Genomic DNA, 4,190 nt, shown 5'->3' with positions numbered 1-4,190 from the left:
GCTCGATGACCGTCTTCATCGCGGCGTCGATGGCGGGGTGCTGCTTCACCCCCGGCTGGTCACCCCAGCCGGCGCGCAGCGCCTGGTCCTGGCCGCTGAGCTTGTCCTCGGCGTGCCAGTCCTGCTCGAACAGGCGCTGGTTGACGATGCCCACCTCGTACTGGCCCATGGCGGCGGGACGCGGCGGCGGGCCGTCCGGCTGGATGTCGGCCATGGTCCGGACCTGGATGTAGTAGGCCCAGACGATGCCCACCGCGAAGATGACGAGCGAACCCACGCCGATGCCCACCACCTTGCCCATGACCAGGTGGTCTTCTTCGGCCGCCACACCGTGCGCGCCGACGATGACGCGCGACTCGAGCTCCACTTGGGTCTTCTTCATGGCTGCACGTACCTCAAGGACTCGGCGATGTAGGGGTCCTTCACCGTCAGCGTGTACTGGCCACGCGCCAGGAGGAGGGCCGTGCCCACCGCGATGCCGCCCACCCCGAAGAAGGCCGTGAGCAGCGACCAGTGGAACGTCGGGCCCGCGTCACCCGTCAGGGCCGGCCACACCAGCCAGTACAGGTCCACCGCGTGGATGACGAGCAGGTACACCGCCACCACCGCCAGCTTCCGGGGCTGCAGCTTCAGGTTGCGCGACAGCAGGATGAAGAAGGGCAGCAGGAAGTGCAGGAAGAACAGGGCGATGGACAGCGGCCGCCACGCACCGAAGATGCGCAGGCCGTACCAGGGCGCCTCTTCCGGGATGTTCGCGATCCACACCAGCATGAACTGGGAGAAGGCGATGTAGGCCCAGAACGCGGTGAAGGCGAGCATCAGCTTGCCCAGGTTGTGGAAGTGGTCCAGCTTCACGACGCTGCCGTAGAGGTCCTTGCCCTGAGCGTTCACCGTGACGATGGTCAGGATGCAGAAGGCCGCCAGGAAGCTTCCGGCGAAGTAATAGACGCCGAAGATGGTCGACTGCCAGAGCGGCGTGAGGCTCATCAGCCAGTCGAAAGAAGCGAACGTGATGGTGAGTGCAAGGAAAGGCAGCACACCCGGGGAGAACTTCCGCTGCTTCACCGTGAAGTCCAGCCCGCCCACCGTGTCCTGCTTCAGGCTCCAGGTCCGCAGCCGCCAGGCCGCGAACGTCCACAGGCCGAAGTAGATGATGTGGCGGACGCCGATGCCAATGGGCAGGTGGTTGTTCAGGTAGCCATGCTGCTTGTGGCTCAGGTGCTCCAGCTCCAGGCCGGAGTAGCCCTTCGTCAGCTCGGAGCCGGGCCACCAGGGGTAGAGGTAGGCGGCCATGGCCAGCAGCGGCAGGGCCAGCACGAAGAACACCGGAATCACCGCGGAGGCCGTCTCCATCGTCCGGCGCAGCACGATGAGCCACTTGGCCTTCGCCGTGTGGAAGATGGCCTGCATGATGAGGAAGGCGACGCTGATGCCCACCCAGTAGGTGAAGCCAATCAGGTAGGCGTGGGCCGTCTCACCCTTGGCGCCGGTGGCGAAGAAGCCACCCAGCGTGGCCAGCAAGCCGAGCACGCCCACGGCGAACGCGGGCACCATCAGAGTCGGCGTGCCGTTGTAGGGCTCGAAGCCCGTGTGCGAGTTGGTGACGGGGGGGCTCATCGGTTCTCCTGCGGAACGGGCTGCTGGCCGTCCGTGCGGGTATTGCGGGCCGTCTGGAGCGCGCGGACGTAGGCGACCACGGCCCAGCGCTCGCGCAGGTCGAGCTCACCGGAGAAGGACGGCATCACGCCGTAGCCCTCGTTGATGGCCATGTAGAAGTGGCCGTCCGGCTTGCTCTCCAGGTCCAGCAGCGAGGGCGGCAGGCGCAGGCCCATGTTCTCCGCGACAATGCTGTTTCCATCGCCGAGCACGCCGTGACACTGCGAGCAGACGATGTTGTACTTCTTCTGACCCAGGGTCAGCAGGTTCTGGTCCACCGTGACGGGCAGGTGGGCCACCGGCTGGCCGTCGCTGCGGCCCGTGAGGGCCACCTGACGCTGGGCGGGGTCCTTGAGCTCGGGGAGCCCGGCGAAGCGCTCACGCGGCACCGTGCCCGCGGGGGGCGTGCGCATGGCGCGGCCGTCCGCCCAGAAGGTGGACGCCTCGTAGTACTCGTACTTCGCCTGGTGCTCCATGCGCTGGAGGAACTCCGAGCTGACGTTGCAGCCCGTGAGCGCGGCGAGTCCGGCGGCGGGGATGAGCCACCTCATTCCTTCTCTCCCGTGACGAAGGTCACCTGGGTCGCGCCCAGGGCCTTGAGCTGATCCATGACCGGCGCCGCGTCCGTGCCCGTCGCCTGGGGAACGCTCAGCCAGTAGCCGTGCGTGGAGGCGGTGCGGAACTCCTCGGACTCGAAGACGGGGTGGTAGGGCTGGGGCAGGCGGCTGAGCCCCAGCAGACCGAAGAAGATGCCGAAGGCGGCGAACAGCACCCCCAGCTCGAACGTGATGGGCACCCACGCCGGCAGCGACAGCAGCGGACGGCCGCCGATGTTGAGCGGGTAGTCGATGGTGTTCATCCACGTCTGCATGGCCAGCGCCGTGGCCACGCCCGTCAGGCCGCCGCACAGGGCGATGAAGGGCACGCGCGAGGGCGGCAGGCCCAGGGCCTCCGAGCCGCCGTGCAGCGGGTACGGAGAGTAGGTGTCCATTCCCTCGAAGCCCTTCTCCCGCATCTGGCGGGTGGCAACCACGAGGGCGTCCGGCGTCGGGAACTCGGCCAGGACCCAGGATTCGAGAACGGTGGCTTCCATGGCTCTAGTGCGCTCCGTGGGAGTCGGCGCCGTGGTGGGCGTGAGCGGCGTGCTTGAGCTCCAACTGCAGCTCCTTCACCTCGCTGATGGCGACCGCGGGCACGAACTTCAGGAAGAGGAGGAACAACGTGCCGAACAGGCCCAGGGTGCCCACGTAGATGCACCAGTCGACCCACGTCGGCGTGTAGATGCCCCATGAGGACGGCAGGAAGTCCTGGCTCAGCGAGGTGACGATGATGATGAACCGCTCACACCACATGCCGATGTTCACCGCGATGGACGCGACCCACATGATGGCGATGTTGGTGCGGGCCTTCTTGAACCAGAAGATGTTCGGGGTGATGACGTTGCACGCAATCATCAGCCAGTACACCCCGGCGTAGGGGCCGGTGGCGCGGTTCACGTAGAAGGTCCAGATTTCATACTGGTTCTGCGAGTACCAGGCGATGAAGTGCTCCATCAGGTACCCGTAGGAGACGAGCAGGCCCGTCGCCAGGATGACCTTGTTCATGTTCTCCAGGTGCCGGTCCGTAATCACGTCCCGCAGGCCCAGGTACTTGCGCGCCGGGACGATGAGCGTGATGACCATCGCGAAGCCGCTGAACACGGCGCCGGCCACGAAGTAGGGCGGGAAGACGGTGGTGTGCCAGCCGGGCAGCAGGGAGACGGCGAAGTCGAACGAAACGATGGTGTGCACCGACACCACCAGCGGCGTGGAGAGGCCGGCCAGCAGCAGGTACGCAATCTTGTAGTTGTGCCAGTGCCGGCCGGAGCCGCGCCAGCCGAGCGCGAACAGGCCGTAAATGGTCCGCTGCAGCTTCGTCTTGGACGAATCACGCAGCGCCGCCAGGTCCGGGATGAGGCCCACGAACCAGAAGAGCGCGGACACCGTGAGGTACGTGGAGATGGCGAACACGTCCCACACCAGCGGCGAGCGGAACTGCGGCCACGCGCCCAGGGTGCTGGGGTAGGGGAACAGCCAGAAGGCGAACCAGGGACGGCCGGTGTGCAGCAGGGGGAACAGGCCGGCGCACATGACGGCGAACAGCGTCATGGCTTCGGCGAACCGGTTGATGCTCGTGCGCCACTTCTGCTGGAAGAGCAGGAGGATGGCGGAGATGAGCGTACCGGCGTGGCCGATACCGACCCACCAGACGAAGTTGATGATGTCGAACGCCCAGCCGACGGGCTGGTTGTTGCCCCACACGCCGATACCGCGGGCCAGCGTGTAGGTGACACCGATGACGAGCAGGCCCAGGGCGCTGAGCGACAGGCCGAAGAGCATGAACCAGCCCTTGCCCGGCTTGCGCCAGACATGGTCCAGCAGCGTCTCGTTCAGGGACGCGTCGTCATGGTGCGGCGCGACGAGGGGCCGTGGCTCGAGCGGATCGAGGGCGGCGTTGGCAGCAGTTTCAGCCATGGCTCAGTGGCTCCCGTGGTT

Annotated in this window: 5 protein-coding genes; all 5 read right to left on the bottom strand. The window is 66.6% G+C overall.

The features are described 5' to 3' along the window. Positions 1–382: hypothetical protein (locus tag G4D87_RS34345; protein ID WP_163786896.1), on the bottom strand; the 382-nt coding region annotated here is incomplete at its 3' end. Further along, on the bottom strand, positions 379–1,617 hold the full coding sequence (locus G4D87_RS34340; protein WP_163786895.1) for a hypothetical protein: 1,239 nt from the start codon (positions 1,615–1,617) through the stop codon (positions 379–381). The genes G4D87_RS34340 and G4D87_RS34345, both read right to left, overlap by 4 nt. Next, on the bottom strand, positions 1,614–2,207 hold the full coding sequence (locus tag G4D87_RS34335; RefSeq protein ID WP_163786894.1) for a c-type cytochrome: 594 nt from the start codon (positions 2,205–2,207) through the stop codon (positions 1,614–1,616). Before G4D87_RS34335 ends, G4D87_RS34340 begins: the two co-directional genes overlap by 4 nt. Continuing rightward, positions 2,204–2,749, bottom strand: coding sequence for a DUF3341 domain-containing protein (locus G4D87_RS34330; RefSeq protein WP_163786893.1), 546 nt, complete (start codon positions 2,747–2,749; stop codon positions 2,204–2,206). The genes G4D87_RS34335 and G4D87_RS34330 overlap by 4 nt, the downstream gene beginning before the upstream one ends. A gap of 4 nt (positions 2,750–2,753) precedes the next feature. Further along, positions 2,754–4,169 carry an NrfD/PsrC family molybdoenzyme membrane anchor subunit gene (gene nrfD, locus G4D87_RS34325; protein ID WP_163786892.1) on the bottom strand — a complete coding sequence of 472 codons (1,416 nt, stop codon included), beginning with the start codon at positions 4,167–4,169 and terminating at the stop codon, positions 2,754–2,756. Positions 4,170–4,190: the final 21 nt, after the last annotated feature.

The sequence above is a fragment of the Myxococcus vastator genome, from assembly GCF_010894475.1.
Lineage (GTDB): Bacteria > Myxococcota > Myxococcia > Myxococcales > Myxococcaceae > Myxococcus > Myxococcus vastator.
Note: the sequence above shows the minus strand (reverse complement) of the source record. Positions and strands in the feature narration are given on the sequence as shown.

Coding starts and splice junctions, on each gene's coding strand:
- G4D87_RS34335 (WP_163786894.1), bottom strand. CDS start 2,207: ATGAGGTGGCTCATCCCCGCCGCCGGACTCGCCGCGCTCACGGGCTGC.
- nrfD (WP_163786892.1), bottom strand. CDS start 4,169: ATGGCTGAAACTGCTGCCAACGCCGCCCTCGATCCGCTCGAGCCACGG.
- G4D87_RS34330 (WP_163786893.1), bottom strand. CDS start 2,749: ATGGAAGCCACCGTTCTCGAATCCTGGGTCCTGGCCGAGTTCCCGACG.
- G4D87_RS34340 (WP_163786895.1), bottom strand. CDS start 1,617: ATGAGCCCCCCCGTCACCAACTCGCACACGGGCTTCGAGCCCTACAAC.